At 72.5% G+C, this 14,205-nt stretch carries 14 protein-coding genes and 2 tRNA genes; 11 read left to right on the top strand and 5 right to left on the bottom strand.

Annotated elements, in window-relative coordinates; all coding sequences use genetic code 11:
* Positions 1–47: 47 nt before the first annotated feature.
* A complete protein-coding gene (locus C8046_RS05140) occupies positions 48–2,036 on the bottom strand; it encodes a M13 family metallopeptidase (protein ID WP_109228526.1) in 1,989 nt (662 codons plus the stop codon).
* Between the two features lie 114 nt (positions 2,037–2,150).
* Here C8046_RS05140 and C8046_RS05135 point away from each other — a divergent pair, with 114 nt between their 5' ends.
* Together C8046_RS05135 and C8046_RS05130 are read left to right on the top strand one after the other, a co-directional pair.
* Positions 2,151–3,176, top strand: a complete 1,026-nt coding sequence (locus C8046_RS05135) for a GNAT family N-acetyltransferase (protein WP_158277131.1) — start codon at positions 2,151–2,153, stop codon at positions 3,174–3,176.
* 77 nt (positions 3,177–3,253) lie between these two features.
* Complete coding sequence (locus C8046_RS05130) at positions 3,254–3,712, top strand: ribose-5-phosphate isomerase (protein WP_109228524.1); 459 nt, start codon at positions 3,254–3,256, stop codon at positions 3,710–3,712.
* On the opposite strand, the gene C8046_RS05125 is transcribed toward C8046_RS05130, so the two are convergent.
* On the bottom strand, positions 3,697–4,521 hold the full coding sequence (locus tag C8046_RS05125; protein WP_109228523.1) for a hypothetical protein: 825 nt from the start codon (positions 4,519–4,521) through the stop codon (positions 3,697–3,699). The genes C8046_RS05130 and C8046_RS05125 overlap by 16 nt on opposite strands.
* A 34-nt stretch (positions 4,522–4,555) precedes the next feature.
* On the opposite strand from C8046_RS05125, the gene C8046_RS05120 reads away from it, so the two are divergent.
* The 3 genes from C8046_RS05120 (at position 4,556) to C8046_RS05110 (ending at position 6,570) form a co-directional block, all read left to right on the top strand.
* The gene (locus C8046_RS05120; protein ID WP_109228522.1) at positions 4,556–4,999 is read left to right on the top strand and encodes an MGMT family protein; all 444 of its coding nucleotides are present in this window, start codon (positions 4,556–4,558) and stop codon (positions 4,997–4,999) included.
* Positions 4,992–5,951, top strand: a complete 960-nt coding sequence (locus C8046_RS05115; RefSeq protein ID WP_109228521.1) for an Fpg/Nei family DNA glycosylase — start codon at positions 4,992–4,994, stop codon at positions 5,949–5,951. Before C8046_RS05120 ends, C8046_RS05115 begins: the two co-directional genes overlap by 8 nt.
* 100 nt (positions 5,952–6,051) lie before the next feature.
* Complete coding sequence (locus C8046_RS05110) at positions 6,052–6,570, top strand: GyrI-like domain-containing protein (RefSeq protein ID WP_109228520.1); 519 nt, start codon at positions 6,052–6,054, stop codon at positions 6,568–6,570.
* Here the strand turns inward: C8046_RS05110 and epsC are convergent.
* From epsC to C8046_RS05090, 3 genes are all read right to left on the bottom strand, one after another.
* On the bottom strand, positions 6,567–7,163 hold the full coding sequence (gene epsC / locus C8046_RS05105; RefSeq protein ID WP_199224394.1) for a serine O-acetyltransferase EpsC: 597 nt from the start codon (positions 7,161–7,163) through the stop codon (positions 6,567–6,569). The two genes, C8046_RS05110 and epsC, sit on opposite strands and share 4 nt — an antisense overlap.
* A gap of 8 nt (positions 7,164–7,171) precedes the next feature.
* Complete coding sequence (cysK, locus tag C8046_RS05100) at positions 7,172–8,107, bottom strand: cysteine synthase A (RefSeq protein WP_109228518.1); 936 nt, start codon at positions 8,105–8,107, stop codon at positions 7,172–7,174.
* A gap of 284 nt (positions 8,108–8,391) precedes the next feature.
* Positions 8,392–8,462: transfer RNA gene (locus C8046_RS05090), tRNA-Gly, on the bottom strand.
* A gap of 129 nt (positions 8,463–8,591) precedes the next feature.
* Here C8046_RS05090 and C8046_RS05085 point away from each other — a divergent pair.
* The 6 genes from C8046_RS05085 (at position 8,592) to C8046_RS05060 (ending at position 14,126) form a co-directional block, all read left to right on the top strand.
* Positions 8,592–8,665: transfer RNA gene (locus C8046_RS05085), tRNA-Pro, on the top strand.
* A 475-nt stretch (positions 8,666–9,140) separates the two neighbouring features.
* Positions 9,141–10,745, top strand: a complete 1,605-nt coding sequence (gene tig / locus C8046_RS05080) for a trigger factor (protein ID WP_109230755.1) — start codon at positions 9,141–9,143, stop codon at positions 10,743–10,745.
* 243 nt (positions 10,746–10,988) lie between these two features.
* Positions 10,989–11,594: an ATP-dependent Clp protease proteolytic subunit gene (locus tag C8046_RS05075; RefSeq protein ID WP_109230754.1), complete on the top strand. Its 606-nt coding sequence runs from the start codon at positions 10,989–10,991 to the stop codon at positions 11,592–11,594.
* Between the two features lie 34 nt (positions 11,595–11,628).
* Positions 11,629–12,297 (top strand): ATP-dependent Clp protease proteolytic subunit, encoded by a 669-nt coding sequence (locus tag C8046_RS05070; protein ID WP_199224540.1) that lies wholly within the window; start codon positions 11,629–11,631, stop codon positions 12,295–12,297.
* Between the two features lie 222 nt (positions 12,298–12,519).
* Positions 12,520–13,806 carry an ATP-dependent Clp protease ATP-binding subunit ClpX gene (gene clpX / locus C8046_RS05065; protein ID WP_109228516.1) on the top strand — a complete coding sequence of 429 codons (1,287 nt, stop codon included), beginning with the start codon at positions 12,520–12,522 and terminating at the stop codon, positions 13,804–13,806.
* Positions 13,803–14,126 carry a chorismate mutase gene (locus C8046_RS05060; protein ID WP_109228515.1) on the top strand — a complete coding sequence of 108 codons (324 nt, stop codon included), beginning with the start codon at positions 13,803–13,805 and terminating at the stop codon, positions 14,124–14,126. Before clpX ends, C8046_RS05060 begins: the two co-directional genes overlap by 4 nt.
* The last annotated feature ends 79 nt before the right edge of the window (positions 14,127–14,205 follow it).

Raw genomic sequence — 14,205 nt, 5'->3', positions numbered from 1 at the left:
ATCCTCCAGCTGCGCACCGGGGCGCCCGTGCGTGCGTCAGGGCGTGATCACCAGATGCGGACGCGCTCCGCCGGGTCGAGCCACAGGGCGTCACCGGGCTTGACGTCGAACACGTCGGCGAACTCGTCGACGTTGCGCACGACGGCGTTCGCGCGGAACTCCTCGGGGGAGTGGGGGTCGACCGACAGCAGCCGGATCGACTCCTCGTCGCGCGACTTCGTCCGCCAGATGAGGCCCCACGTGTGGAAGAGCTCGCGCAGCCCGGCGCGCTCGACCTCGGGGTCCACCACGCCGTCGGGCGCCGCGGCGGCCAGCGCGATCCGGTACGCCTTGATCGCGATGCCGAGCCCGCCGAGGTCACCGATGTTCTCACCGATCGTGAGCGCGCCGTTGACGTGGTGGGAGCCGCCGAGCTGGGCGGGGGAGAGCGCGTCGTACTGCGCCACCAGCGCGCTCGTGCGGGCCTCGAACTCGGTGCGGTCCTGCTCGGTCCACCAGTCGGTGAGGCGACCGGCGCCGTCGTACCGGCTGCCCTGGTCGTCGAAGCCGTGGCCGATCTCGTGGCCGATGACCGCGCCGATGCCGCCGTAGTTCGCGGCGTCGGAGGCGTCGGGGGAGAAGAACGGCGGCTGCAGGATCGCGGCGGGGAAGACGATCTCGTTCATGCCCGGGTTGTAGTAGGCGTTGACCGTCTGGGGCGTCATGAACCACTCGTCGCGATCCACGGGGCCGCCCAGCTTGCGCAGCTCGCGGTCCGTCTCGTGCGCGCTCGTGACGCGCACGCTCTCCACGACGTCGCTCGTGATGACGAGCGAGGAGTAGTCGAGCCAGCGCACCGGGTAGCCGATCTTGGGCGTGAACGCGGCGAGCTTCTCCAGGGCGCGGGCGCGGGTGTCGGCGCCCATCCACTCCAGGTCGGCGATCGAGCGTCGATAGGCCTCCGTGAGCGTGGCGACGAGCTCGTCCATCCGCTCCTTGTTCTCGGCCGGGAAGTGGCGGTCGACGTACAGGCGGGCGAGCGCGTCGCCCAGGGCCCCCTCGACCAGCCCGACGCCGCGCTTCCAGCGCTCGCGCATCTCCTGCGCACCCGTCAGCGTGCGCCCGTAGAAGTCGAAGTTCTCGGCGACGACGGCCCGGGTCAGGTACGGCGCCCGCGAGCGGACCACGCGCCACGTCAGCCAGGTCCGCCACTCCTCGAGGTCGACCTCGCCCCACGCCGCCGCGAAGGCGGTGAGGTAGTCGGGCTCGCGGACGTCGATGCGCTCGAGCATCGCGTCGGTGATCCCGATGCCGGCGAACCAGGCGGCCAGGTCGAACCCCGCCAGAAGCGTGGCGAGCTCGGTGTGCGTCGTCGGGTTGTGGGTGGCGACCGCGTCGCGGTCGCGCACGCGGTCCCAGTGGCCGGCGGCGAGCCGGGTCTCGAGGGCGACGACGACGGCGGCCGCCTCGGCCGCCTCGTCGCTGCTCCGGCCGGTCGCGAGCGCGAGCTGCCGGGCGACGAACGCCTCGTAGGCGGCGAGCGTGGCGGCGTGCTGCTCCTCGCGGTAGTAGGCCTCGTCCGGAAGGCCGAGGCCGGACTGGAGGAGGTGGAGCGCGTAGGCGGTGGGGTCGTCGGAGTCGGTGTCGACGTAGAGGCCGAAGGCGCCCCCGACGCCGGTGCGCTGGAGCGCGCCCATGACGCCTGCCAGCGCGGCGCGGTCGGCGGCACCGGTCACGAGGTCGAGGTCGGCGCGCAGCGGCTCGAGACCGGCGGCCTCGATCGCGTCCTCGTCCATGAAGGCGGCGTACAGGGTGGCGACCTTGGCCGTCTCCTCGGGCACGGGACCCGAGGTCGGGTCGGCGACGGCGTCGTCCACGATGGCGCGGACCTGGAGCTCGGCCTCGTCGCGGAGGCGGTGGAACTCCCCGTCCCTGGCGCGGTCGGCGGGGATGACGTGCTCCCGCAGCCAACCGCCGTTCACGTGGCGGAAGAGGTCGTCCTGCGGCCGGACGGCGGGATCGCCCCCGGCGGCTGCGAGATGGTGCGGGGCGGACACGGGCGTGGGCTGGGAAGGCGTTGTCACCCCCACGATGCTACGGGCTGGGCCCCGGGAGGTGGGCTGCGCAAAAAGCCTGGCGGGAGGCGGCCGGTGCCTTCCTACGATGGGCGCATGTCCACGCTCCCCGCCGTCCGCGACCGCGTCGCCGCCGTCGATCTCCCCGTCCTGAACCACCCCGACGTCGTGCGGTGGCGCGCCGCGACCCTCGAGGACGCCCCTGCGATCACCCGCGCCCAGAAGGCCATGGACGCCGTCGACCACCCCGACTGGACGACGCCGCTGGAGGACGTCGTCGACGAGCTCTCCAGCTCGCACGTCGACCTCGCCAGCGACACGATCCTCGCGCTGGGGGCCGACGGCGACGTCGTGGCCTGGGGGTTGACCGACCTCTCACCCGGGCGCGCGACCCGGGTCCAGGTCTACCTCACCGGTGGGGTCGTCCCGGCGTTCCGCGGGCGCGGCCTCGGCCGGGTGCTCCTCGCCTGGCAGCTGGCGCGCGGGCAGCAGCTGCTCGCCACCTGTCCCGAGCAGCTGCCGGCGTGGCTCCAGGTCTCGCTCGACGAGCGCAACACCACCGGCCTCGCGCTGGCGGAGCGCGCCGGACTGACCGTCCGCCGGTGGTTCACCTCGATGGACCGGGACCTGGCCGCCCCGGTCCAGGACGTCCCGGTGCCCGACGGCGTGGCGATCGTGGCCTACTCGGCCGACCGGGCCGAGGACGCGCGCGTCGCCCGCAACGACTCCTTCCGTGACCACTGGGGGAGCCAGCCCTCCCAGCCCGAGCGCTGGCAGCAGTTCGTCGGCGGCACGTACTTCCGGCCCGACCTCTCCCAGCTGGCGGTCGACGGCGAGGGGCGGATCCTCGGCTTCGCGCTGTGCACCGTCACGCCCGAGGACTTCGAGGTCCAGGGGTACACGAGCAGCTACATCGGTGTGCTCGGGGTCGTGCGCGAGGCCCGCGGCCGAGGCATCGCCCCGGCGATCCTGCAGGCGGTGCTCCGTGCGACCGCCGGGGCCGGCCTGGAGCGGGTGGTGCTCGACGTCGACACGGCCAGTCCGACCGGGGCGCTCGGGCTCTACGAGCGTTCCGGGTTCGTGGCGTCCTCGCGCTCGACCACGGTCGCGATCGACCTCTGACCGCCGCTCGCGTCCACGTTCCGCCCGCCAGCCGGGCGGGACGCGACGTGGGCACGCGCGCGTGCCACGATGGGCGGATGCGCATCCACATCGCCTCCGACCACGCCGGGTTCGAGCTCAAGGAGGCGCTCATCGAGCACCTCACGGCCGCCGGTCACGACGTCGTGAACCACGGCGCTCTCGTCTACGACGCGCTCGACGACTACCCGTCCTTCTGCATCGCGGCCGGTGAGGCCGTGGTCGCCGAGAACGAGGCCGGGGGAGGGACGCTGGGCATCGTCATCGGCGGCAGCGGCAACGGCGAGCAGATCGCCGCCAACAAGGTGCGCGGCGTCCGCGCGGCGCTGGTCTGGAACCTCGCCACCGCCCAGCTGGGCCGTCAGCACAACGACGCGAACGTCATCGCGATCGGCGCCCGTCAGCACACCCTCGAGGAGGCCACGGCGTTCGTCGACGCGTTCGTCGCCGAGCCGTTCTCGGGGGACCCGCGGCACGCCCGTCGGATCGACGAGGTCGCCGCCTACGAGTCGCGCTGACCCGCGTCGGTCGCCGCGGCCGTGGCAGGCGTCGACGCCGGGGCGCCGTCGCTCGAGCGCAGCGCGAGCAGGGCGGCGCCGGCGGCGGCCAGCGGTGCCAGCACGACCGCCGCCCACGGGAGGACGACGAGCACGAGCAGCACGGCGCCGTAGCCCAGCGCGACGGCGAGCGCCACGAGCTCGACGCGCTGCAGCGCGGGGGTGGTCAGGTGGTGCGCCTCGGCGCGGGCCTGGAGGCCGGTCGGGTCCTGACGGCCGACGGCGGCGGTCATCGCCCGCAGCTTGACCACCTCGGCGACGGCGGACGCGAGGAACCAGCCGGCCGCGGCCGCGACGCCGTACGGCAGCGCGTCCCGGAGCTGGTCCGACGCCGCGAGCGGTGAGGCGACGCCGGCGCCGTCGGGCAGCGAGGCGAGCCCCATCGCGAGGGCGATCAGCAGGGCGGTGACCGGCGCCAGGCCGGCGGCGAGCACCTGGCCCAGGGCCAGGCGGGCCCACGGTCCGCGCCGCGCCCCGACGGCCGCTCCCATCACGACACCGGCCCAGGCGGCGCCGAGCCACGCCAGCGCCGCGACGACGAAGACAAGAGCCAGCGCGGCGAGCGGCTGGTCGGCGCGGGCCCCGAGGACGAGGGAGACGCCCAGCCCGAGCGCCCCGAGCAGGCAGCGGGGGACGACGCGGCGCCGCGCGATCGCGATGTGCTCGCGGGCTCGCTCGGCGGGGTCGGTCGCCGCGCCACCACCGGCGGAGCAGTGCTCGCAGGAGTGGGCGGGCTCGACGGGGCCGGGGGCGGGCTGGGTGCTGCTCACGGGAATCGATCCTACGTCGGGGCATCATGGGGTGATGAGCGCAGCAGCCCGCGACGACGGCGGCGACCCGCCCACGCCCGCCGAGGGCGAGGTGGAGCTGGACGACGTCGTCGAGTGCGTGCTCGATCTCGCGGCCGAGATCCCCGCGGGGAGCGTCAGCACGTACGGCCGGATCGCCGTCGAGGCCCGGGTGCGCTGCGGCCGGGGGACCGCGCGGCAGGTCGGGCGCATCATGGCGCTGCACGGCGACCAGGTGCCGTGGTGGCGCGTGGTGACGGCCTCCGGCGCACCGGCCGACCGGGTCAGCAGCCGAGCCCTGACACGGCTGCGGGCCGAGCACGTCCCGCTGCGCGGGGACCGGGTCGACCTCGCGCAGGCGCTGCACGCGTTCGCGCTGCCGGTGCCGGCGGCGCCCCTTCTCGACGACCTCCCTTCCGACGACGCCACTTCCGACGACCAGGAGGCCACCCGTGCCTGAGGGCCACTCCGTCCGCCGCCTCGCCGAGGCCTTCGCCGACGGCTTCGGGGGTCAACGGCTCACCGTGACCTCACCGCAGGGGCGGTTCGCCGACGGCGCCGCGCTCCTGGACGGCGGCAGGCTGGAGGTGAGCGACGCCTGGGGCAAGCACCTCTTCCTGGGCGTCCGCCCGGCCGGGAGCGAGGTCTCGGGCGAGGCCGACCTCCGCTGGCTGCACGTCCACCTCGGGCTGTACGGCGCGTGGACCTTCGCCGGTGACGCGGCCTTCGCCGGACCGCACGCCATCGGGGCGCCGCGCGTCCGGGTCTCGGAGGTCGAGGTCCCCGTCCGGCCTGACGCGGCGGACCGGGCCGAGGCCGACCGGGTGGCCGACCGAGGAGCCGACGACCACGGCTGGGAGCCCCCGGAGCCCCGCGGGCAGGTGCGCGTGCGACTGATCGGCGACCACGGCGTCGCGGACCTCACCGGGCCGACGCGGTGCGAGGTGCTCGACGACGTCGCGCGCCGCGCCGTCGTGGACCGGCTCGGGCCCGACCCCCTCCGCCCGGATCCGGACGGCGAGGGCGAGGAGCGCTTCGTCGCGGCGGTGCGCGGTTCCCGGGTCGGGATGGGGGTGCAGCTGATGGACCAGACGGTGCTCGCCGGCGTCGGCAACATCTACCGGGCCGAGCTGCTGTACCGCGCCCGCGTGCACCCGCACCGCCCGGGCACCTCGCTCGCCGCCCGCACCGTGCGGGCGATCTGGCGCGACGCCGTCGTGCTGATGGCCGACGGCGTCCGGACCGGCCGGATCGTGACGACCGAGCCGGCCGACCGCGAGTCCGCCGACGACGCCTGGTACGTCTACCACCGGGACGGCCGCGCCTGTCTGCGGTGCGGCACGCGCGTGCAGGTGGCCGACCTCGCCGGCCGGCGCGTGTACTGGTGCGCGCGCTGCCAGCGGCTGCGCTGAGCGCCGCCCGAGCGAGATTCCCGCGGGGAGGCTCGCTCGCCGACCGGGGGTCGTGGGAGGGTGGACGGGTCCCGCACGAGACGAGTCGAAGGAGACGACGATGTCCCTGCCCCTCCCCACCGAACCGCTGAGCACGGTCGACTGGCTGACCCTGCCGGACGTCCCGCTCGCCGTCGTGAAGCACCACGGCGTGACGACGGGCGACCTCAGGTCGGTCTTCGACGCCAGCTACGGAGCCCTCGGTGCCGCCATCGCCGCGGGCCTGATCACTCCCGCAGGCCCGGCGATCGCCGTGTACGCGGGCGACCCCGAGGCCGCGCTCGACGTCGCGATCGGGTTCCCGGTGGCGGAGCCGCTGGAGGCGAGCCACGACGAGGGCGATCTCCAGATCGTCCACGACCACCTGGTCGGGGGCTCCTACGCGGCCGTCTCGCACGTCGGCTCCTACGACGGCCTCGGCGCGGCGTGGGAGAGGCTGCTGGAGGACGTCAAGGAGGGCGGAGCACGGCCGAGCGGACACTGGGCCGAGGTCTACGTGACCGAGCCGTCGCCCGAGGCCGACCCCGCGACGATGCGCACGGACCTGCTGGTCCCGGTCGTCCTGGACGAGATCCTCTAGATCACGTACTCGATCAGCTCGGAGGGGTCCTCGACCGGGAGACGGTCACGCGGAGGGACGTGGGGGACTCGAATCTGCGCGGGAACACCGATCGCGACGGCGCCCGCGGGCACATCCTTGACCACGACGGCGTTGGCGCCGATCGAGGCGTCGTCGCCGATCGTGATGGCGCCGAGCACCTTGGCGCCGGCCCCCACGGTGACGCGGTCGCCCAGCGTGGGGTGACGCTTGCCGCGGCTGAGCGACCGGCCCCCCAGCGTGGAGCCGTGGTAGAGCATGACGTCGGCGCCGAGCACCGCCGTCTCACCGATGACGACACCCATGCCGTGGTCGATGAACAGGCGCGGACCGATGCTCGCGCCGGGGTGGATCTCGATGCCCGTCGCGAAACGGGCGAGCTGCGAGACGGCGCGGCCGGCGGGGTGGAGCAGGGGAGAGGTCACCCACAGGCGGTGGGCCAGGCGGTGGGCCCACACAGCGTGCACCCCCGGGTAGAGCAGGGCGACCTCGAGCGCGCTGCGCGCCGCCGGGTCGTGGCGGCGCGCAGCGGCGATGTCCTCGCGCGCGGTGGCGAGGAGGGAGTGCAGGGACAACGGCTTCCTCAGTCGAGCAGGTCGGCGTACAGGATCGTGGAGAGGTAGCGCTCGCCGAACGACGGGATGATGACGACGATCGTCTTGCCCGCGTTCTCGGGACGGTTCGCGACCTGCAGCGCGGCGTCGATCGCGGCACCGGAGGAGATCCCGACGAGCAGGCCCTCCTCGGCGGCGGCGCGACGGGCGACGGCCACGGAGGTCTCGGCGCTGACGTCGATGACCTCGTCGTAGATCGAGGTGTCGAGGATCTCGGGCACGAAGTTGGCGCCGATGCCCTGGATCTTGTGCGGGCCGGGGGCGCCGCCGTTGAGGATGGGCGACTCGGCGGGCTCGACGGCGATGATCTGGACGGACGGCTTGCGCTCCTTGAGCACCTGGCCGACGCCCGTGATCGTGCCGCCGGTGCCGATGCCGGCCACGACGATGTCGACCTCGCCGTCCGTGTCGTTCCAGATCTCCTCGGCGGTGGTCTTGCGGTGGATCGCCGGGTTCGCCTCGTTGGCGAACTGGCGGGCCAGCACGGCACCCTCGCGCTCGGCGACGATCTCGTTCGCGCGGTTGACCGCACCCTTCATGCCCTCGGAGGCGGGGGTGAGGACGAGCTCGGCGCCGAAGGCGCGCAGCAGCGCGCGGCGCTCCTTGCTCATGGACTCGGGCATGGTCAGGACGACCTTGTAGCCGCGAGCGGCGCCGACGAGGGCGAGCGCGATGCCGGTGTTGCCGCTCGTGCCCTCGACGATCGTGCCGCCGGGCTTGAGCTCGCCGGACGCCTCGGCGGCGTCGATGATCGCGACGCCGATGCGGTCCTTGACGGAGTTGGCCGGGTTGTAGAACTCGAGCTTCGCCAGCACGGTGGCGCCGGCGCCCTCGGTCAGGCGGTTGAGGCGGACGAGGGGGGTGTTGCCGACGAGCTGGGTGACGTCCTCATAGATACGAGCCATGGCGTTTCCTCACTGGAGGGGATGAGTGCCGCGGAAAGATCGAGGCAACCGGTGGGGCGGCGTCCCGCGTGGCTGCCGGTGGGTGCGAGCGCACGGGCCGGGCCGCCGGGAGGGTGGCTGGAGCCGGTGCGCTCTAGAGACAGCAGGGCAGGCAGCAGGCGGTGCCCAGGGAGCGGGCAGCGCGCAGGGCCGGGACGAGGGACGTCGTGGCGGTGTTCGCCATCGCTGGAATCCTCTCGCCCGACCCTGGAACAGTTGCAGGTACAACCCTACCGGCAACGGAGAGCGGATGACGGGAATCGAACCCGCACCATCTGCTTGGAAGGCAGAGGCTCTACCATTGAGCTACATCCGCGTGCGAGGAGTCCTCGGCGCGCGACAAGTCTAGCGGGACGTCGAGGTCCCCTCGTGACGACTAGACTCCTGGCATCAGTGGGGCAGTGCGTCCGCGCAGGTCAGAGGCTCGTGCGGACGGCGGATGCCACGGGATGTAGCGCAGCTTGGTAGCGCATCCGCTTTGGGAGCGGAGGGTCGCAGGTTCGAATCCTGTCATCCCGACCGAGGGGCGAGGGCCGAGCGGCGGAGCCGTCGGCCCTCGGGCGACGCTCGCGTCGACAGAACGCCGACTCCTGCCATCCCGGCCGCCCCGACGCCGCCCGCTGTCAGACTCGCCCCCCCTGACGCGCTACGCAGGTCTTCGCCGTCGTCGTCGGCCGGGCCGAGTTCTCCACCGCCCGCGGTCCGCGACTCCCGCTGCCAGCGGGGGAGCTGGTGGTCCGGGAGGTGGGGGAGGTCCACCAGACCTGGGCGCTCACCGACGTCACGGCGGTCATCGTCGAGACGGACGCCGAGCTCGAGCTCTCCGCGCACGTCGAGCGCCCGGCCTGACGCCCGCCGATCTCCTCGTCGGGACGGCCGTGGCGCCGCGATAGCATGGGAGGCTGAATGAGCGGTCACGACGCTTCGTCGTGCCCGCGGCCGTATGCCGACGTCCGCCGTCGGCCGTCCCGAGTTCACCAAGAGAGAGTCTGCCGTGAAGAGTGCCGTCGAGAACCTTGAGCCGACCCGCGTGAAGCTGACCGTGGAGGTGTCCCTCGACGAGCTCGCCCCGAGCATCGAGCACGCCTACTCGCACATCGCGAAGGACGTCTCCATCCCCGGCTTCCGCAAGGGGAAGGTGCCGCCGCGCATCATCGACCAGCGCATCGGCTTCGGTGCGGTCATCGAGCACGCCGTCAACGACGCGCTGCCCGGTTTCTACCGCGACGCGGTGACCGAGACCGGCGTGTCGCCGCTCGGCCAGCCCGACGTCGAGGTGACGGCGATCCCGACGTCCGCGAAGGACGGCGAGCTCGCGTTCACCGCCGAGGTCGACGTGCGTCCCGAGATCACGCTCCCCGAGCTGTCGGGGATCTCCCTCACGGTCGACGCCCTCGAGGTGTCCGACGACGAGGTCGACGAGCGCATCGAGGTCATGCGCCAGCGGTTCGGCACCCTCGCGGGTGTCGAGCGCGCCGCGAAGGACGGCGACTACGTCGTCCTCGACCTGACCGCCACGATCGGTGACGAGGAGGTCGACACCGTCTCCGGCGTCTCCTACCAGATCGGTTCCGGCAACATGCTCGAGGGCCTCGACGAGGCCGTCACCGGCCTGTCGGCCGGCGAGTCCACGACGTTCACCGCCCCGCTGGCCGGTGGCGAGCGCGCCGGCGAGGAGTCCGAGGTCGTCGTCTCGATCTCCGCCGTCAAGGAGCAGGAGCTCCCCGAGCTGGACGACGACTTCGCGCAGCTCGCGAGCGAGTTCGACACGCTGGCCGAGCTGACGGACGACGTCCGCACGCAGGCCGCCGCCGGCAAGGTCGACGGCCAGGCCGTCCAGGCCCGCGACAAGCTTCTCGACGCGCTCCTCGAGGCCGTCGACTTCCCGGTCCCGGCCGGCGTCGTCGAGGCCGAGGTGCACCGTCACCTCGAGGGCGAGAACCGCCTCGAGGACGACGCCCACCGCGAGGAGGTCCGCGAGGAGGCCGCCGACTCCCTCCGTCGCCAGCTCCTGCTCGACGTGCTCGCCGAGCAGCTCAAGGTCCGCGTCTCGCAGGAGGAGCTCATCGACTTCCTCGTGCGCACCGCCCAGCAGTACCGCGTCGACCCGAACGAGTTCGTGCAGAACGCCGACAAGACCGGCCAGATCCCGGTGTTCGTCGGCGAGCTCGCCCGCAACAAGTCGCTCGCGCTCGCCCTGCGCCAGGTGAGCGTCACGGACGGCGACGGCAACGCCGTCGACCTGACGCCGTTCATCGGCTCGGACGACCTCGACGCCGCCAACTCGGGCGAGAGCACCGAGGGCGCCACCGAGACCGTCGAGGTCGACGTCGAGACCGAGGCTCCGGCCGAGGAGGCCGCCGCGGAGGAGAAGCCGAAGCGTGCCCGCAAGGCTCCGGCCAAGAAGGCTGCCGACGAGGCTGACGGCGACGAGGCTTCGGCCGACGAGGCTGCCGCCGAGGAGAAGCCGAAGCGCACCCGCAAGGCTTCGGCCAAGAAGGCTGCGGCCGACGAGGCTCCGGCTGACGAGGCCGCCGCCGAGGAGAAGCCGAAGCGCACCCGCAAGGCCCCGGCCAAGAAGGACGCCACCGAGGACTGATCCTCGGCGCGGCCGACCGGCTGACCGCGCGACGGCCCGTCGCCTCCTCGGAGGCGGCGGGCCGTCGTCGTCCCCGGGGCGGCCGTGCGCGGGCGGGACGCGGATGTGCGCCCAAAGCGAAACGGTGCGGCAGCGGGCATGGACGGCGACGCCCGGCCGTTAATGTCGATGAACACGCACGGCAGGGACCCCCGGGGGACCCGCGGTGCAGGACGACGACTCAAGGAGCGCCACGTGAGCGAGATGCCTCAGGCCCAGGCCGACCCGAAGAGCTTCGGGCTGGGTGACCACGTCTACAACCGCCTCCTCAAGGAGCGCATCATCTGGCTGGGCTCGGAGGTGCGGGACGACAACGCCAACGCGATCTGCGCGCAGATGCTCCTCCTCGCCGCCGAGGACCCGGACAAGGACATCTGGCTCTACATCAACTCGCCGGGCGGTTCCGTCACCGCCGGCATGGCCATCTACGACACGATGCAGTTCATCCAGCCCGACGTCGCCACCGTGGCGATGGGCATGGCTGCCTCGATGGGCCAGTTCCTGCTCGCCTCGGGTACCAAGGGCAAGCGCTACGCCACGCCCCACGCCCGCGTGATGATGCACCAGCCGTCGGGCGGCATCGGTGGCACGGCCACCGACATCCGCATCAACGCGGAGCTCATCCTCCACATGAAGCGCGTGATGGCCGAGCTGACCGCCGAGCAGACGGGCAAGACCCCGGAGCAGGTCAACGAGGACGCCGACCGCGACCGCTGGTTCACCGCGGCCGAGGCCCTCGAGTACGGCTTCATCGACCACGTCGTCACCCACGCCGCGAACGTCGCCGGTGGCGGCGGGACGACGGACTGAGACGACGAGACCTAGGAGAGACAACGTGAACCCCGTGAACCTCACCGCTCCCGCCGGCTTCGGCGGGCTCGCCGCGCCGTCGCCGTCCTCGCGCTACATCCTCCCGCAGTACGAGGAGCGCACCGCCTACGGTTTCAAGCGCCAGGACCCGTACACCAAGCTCTTCGAGGACCGCATCATCTTCCTCGGCGTGCAGGTGGACGACGCCTCGGCCGACGACGTCATGGCGCAGCTGCTCGTGCTCGAGAGCCTGGACCCCGACGGCCTCATCACGATGTACATCAACTCGCCCGGTGGCTCGTTCACCGCGATGTCGGCGATCTACGACACGATGCAGTACATCAGCCCCCAGATCCAGACGGTCTGCCTCGGTCAGGCCGCCTCGGCCGCGGCCGTGCTGCTCGCCGCCGGGAGCCCGGGCAAGCGCCTGGCGCTGCCGAACGCCCGCGTCCTGATCCACCAGCCGGCGATGTCCGGCGGCGGCTACGGCCAGGCGTCCGACATCGAGATCCAGGCCAACGAGATCATCCGGATGCGGGAGTGGCTCGAGGACACCCTCGCGTCGCACACCGGCCGCGACTCGGCGCAGGTCCGCAAGGACATCGAGCGCGACAAGATCCTCACGGCCCCGATGGCGCTGGAGTACGGCATCGTCGACCAGGTCCTCGAGAGCCGAAAGAAGGTCGTCGCCCCCGTGCGCTGACCCCCGGCAGGTCCGGCCGGCGGGGTCGACACGACCCGCCGGCCGGCCCATCGGCCGGACCCCAGGTGCGCGACACGCGCGGCCGGCCGAACACGGCGTGGCGCAAGCGCCCGACGTAGGGTGGAATTGTTACGAACGACCCGGGTGGCCGCCAGACAGGCGGTCTCCGACGACGTCACGCGCGACGGGGCAGGCCCGTGCGCGAGGAGGGGAGGCGAGACGATGGCCCACCCCACCGACCCCGTCGAGCTGCTGAAGTGCTCGTTCTGCGGGAAGAGCCAGAAGCAGGTCAAGCGACTCATCGCCGGCCACGGCGTGTACATCTGCACCGAGTGCGTGGAGCTGTGCAACGAGATCGTCGAGGAGGAGCTGTCCGAGCCGGGCGGCAGCGAGGTCAATCTCGCCGAGCTCCCGACGCCGCGCGAGATCTACGCGCACCTCGAGGACTACATCGTCGGCCAGGACAGCGCGAAGAAGTCGCTCGCCGTCGCGGTCTACAACCACTACAAGCGGATCCAGTCGAAGAACGCCCCGACGAAGCTGCACGAGGACGGCATCGAGATCGCCAAGTCCAACGTGCTCCTGATGGGCCCGACGGGCACCGGCAAGACCTACCTCGCGCAGACGCTCGCAAAGATGCTGAACGTCCCGTTCGCGATCGCCGACGCCACCGCGCTCACCGAGGCCGGCTACGTGGGTGAGGACGTCGAGAACATCCTCCTCAAGCTCATCCAGGCCGCGGACTTCGACACCAAGCGTGCCGAGACCGGGATCATCTACATCGACGAGGTCGACAAGATCGCCCGCAAGGCCGAGAACCCGTCCATCACGCGCGACGTGTCGGGCGAGGGCGTGCAGCAGGCGCTCCTGAAGATCATCGAGGGCACGGTCGCCTCGGTGCCGCCGCAGGGCGGTCGCAAGCACCCGCACCAGGAGTTCCTCCAGATCGACACGTCCAACGTGCTGTTCATCGTGGCCGGCGCCTTCGCCGGGCTCGAGGAGATCATCGCCTCGCGGACGCACCGTCGCGGTGTGGGCTTCAACGCCCCGCTGCACGACACGGAGAAGGAGGACCTGTTCGCACAGGTCCGCCCCGAGGACCTGCACAAGTTCGGCCTCATCCCGGAGTTCGTCGGACGCCTCCCCGTGGTCGCGACCGTGAGCCGCCTCGACACGGACGCCCTCGTCAACATCCTCACGCAGCCGCGCAACGCGCTCGTGCGCCAGTTCCAGCGCATGTTCGAGCTCGACGGCGTCGAGCTCGAGCTCACCGACGACGCCGTCGCGGCGATCGCCGACCAGGCGCTCGCGCGCGGCACCGGTGCGCGCGGCCTGCGCGCGATCATGGAGGAGGTGCTCCTCCAGGTGATGTTCGACATCCCGGGCCGCGACGACGTCGAGCGCGTGGTGATCACCAAGGAGTGCGTGATCGACCGGACGAGCCCGACGCTCGTGCTGCACTCGGCCAAGCGCGGGACACGGGCCGCCCGCGAGAAGACGCCGGCGTGACCGAGGCGTCCACCGCACCCTCGGTGGAGGTCCCCGTCGGGATCCCGCCCGAGCTCGCGCGCCTGCGTCACAGCATCGACAACATCGACTCGGCGCTCGTGCACCTGATGGCCGAGCGTTTCAAGGCGACCCAGCAGGTCGGCGTCCTCAAGGCCGACCTCGGCCTGCCGGCGTCGGATCCGGGGCGCGAGGGACGTCAGGTCGCGCGCCTGCGGGCGCTGGCGGAGGACGCCGGGCTCGACCCCGTCTTCGCCGAGAAGTTCTTCGCCTTCGTCGTGGCCGAGGTCATCCGCCACCACGAGGACATCGCCGCGCGCTGAGCGCCGCTGCCTCGGGCCGCGCCCTCTCGGCTCCGCCCAGCGGAGCTGGATCGTGTTCTCGCCGGACCCCTGTCGACTG

This window comes from Serinibacter arcticus (genome assembly GCF_003121705.1).
Classification (GTDB): domain Bacteria; phylum Actinomycetota; class Actinomycetes; order Actinomycetales; family Beutenbergiaceae; genus Litorihabitans.
This window is presented reverse-complemented; position numbering and strand designations above follow the sequence as displayed.